Annotated in this window: 2 tRNA genes and 1 rRNA gene; all 3 read right to left on the bottom strand. The window is 47.1% G+C overall.

Annotation, left to right across the window (positions count from 1 at the left end):
* Positions 1-352, bottom strand: a 23S ribosomal RNA gene (locus OCL06_RS12100); the annotation flags it as partial.
* Positions 353-860: 508 nt separating this feature from the next.
* A tRNA-Ile gene (locus OCL06_RS12095) sits at positions 861-937 on the bottom strand.
* 1 nt (position 938) lies between these two features.
* A tRNA-Ala gene (locus tag OCL06_RS12090) sits at positions 939-1014 on the bottom strand.
* Positions 1015-1127 lie beyond the last annotated feature (113 nt).

The raw sequence follows: 1127 nt of genomic DNA, 5'->3' as shown, positions 1-1127 counted from the left end.
TCACTACAAAAGATCCTACGTGTACGGGGCTATCACCCTGTATCGCGCCACTTCCCAGAGGCTTCCACTAAATCTTAAGCAGCTTAAGGGCTGCTCCCCGTTCGCTCGCCGCTACTAGGGGAATCTCGGTTGATTTCTTTTCCTAAGGGTACTTAGATGTTTCAGTTCCCCTCGTTCGCCTCGTTACGCTATGTATTCACGCAACGATACCTGTAAACAGGTGGGTTTCCCCATTCGGACATCTGTGGCTCAAATGCTTTTTGTCAGCTCACCACAGCTTTTCGCAGACTTACACGTCCTTCATCGCCTCTAACTGCCAAGGCATCCACCGTATACGCTTCGTCACTTAACCATACAACCCCAAAAAACCTTCCATCTCGCTCCCTATGCTTCGTGGCCTTTCCTCACTCACTCAGTTACATACGTGATGTATGCGCCTTCGCTCGTTCGTCTGTCCACTCGCCTAGAAACCGACATGTCGCTTTTAACCCGCCTTTTGACTCCGGGTTGGGTAATGTCGTATGCATGACAAGCTAATCGGAAGAATTGCCTTGTCATCAAAATTAATCGATAACAAGCAATTCAAGTCAAGTAGAGTAGCTTTGAGAGAACATCTTTCGATATTCTCAGTTACTCAATTTTGATTGATTACTAATATCAGCTTTCCAAATTGTTAAAGAACATGTTTAGAGTAAAAAACCCTAATCAATGCTTACTCGAAAGTAAATATTCATTAGGATTTCGCTCTTTGTCCGACCCGAGCATGGGAGTTAGTGGCTTTCTTTCTTAATCGAGGCGGAGGGGAACGTAGTGTGCTATCAGCACATGAGTTTCCATCCAACGAAGAGTAAGGAAGAAAGTGGTAGGCTTGGGCAGACTTGAACTGCCGACCTCACCCTTATCAGGGGTGCGCTCTAACCAGCTGAGCTACAAGCCTGTGGTGGAGCTAAGCAGGATCGAACTGCTGACCTCCTGAATGCAAATCAGGCGCTCTCCCAGCTGAGCTATAGCCCCAACATAACCTTAGGGTCGTTCTTTTATAACAAGACTATCTGTGTAGGCACTGCATCAAGGGCGTCATCGACGTAATAGTAAGGAGGTGATCCAACCCCAGGTTCCCCTAGGGT

Source organism: Alteromonas salexigens (assembly GCF_025628895.1).
Classification (GTDB): Bacteria; Pseudomonadota; Gammaproteobacteria; order Enterobacterales; family Alteromonadaceae; genus Alteromonas; species Alteromonas salexigens.
Note: the sequence above shows the minus strand (reverse complement) of the source record. Positions and strands in the feature narration are given on the sequence as shown.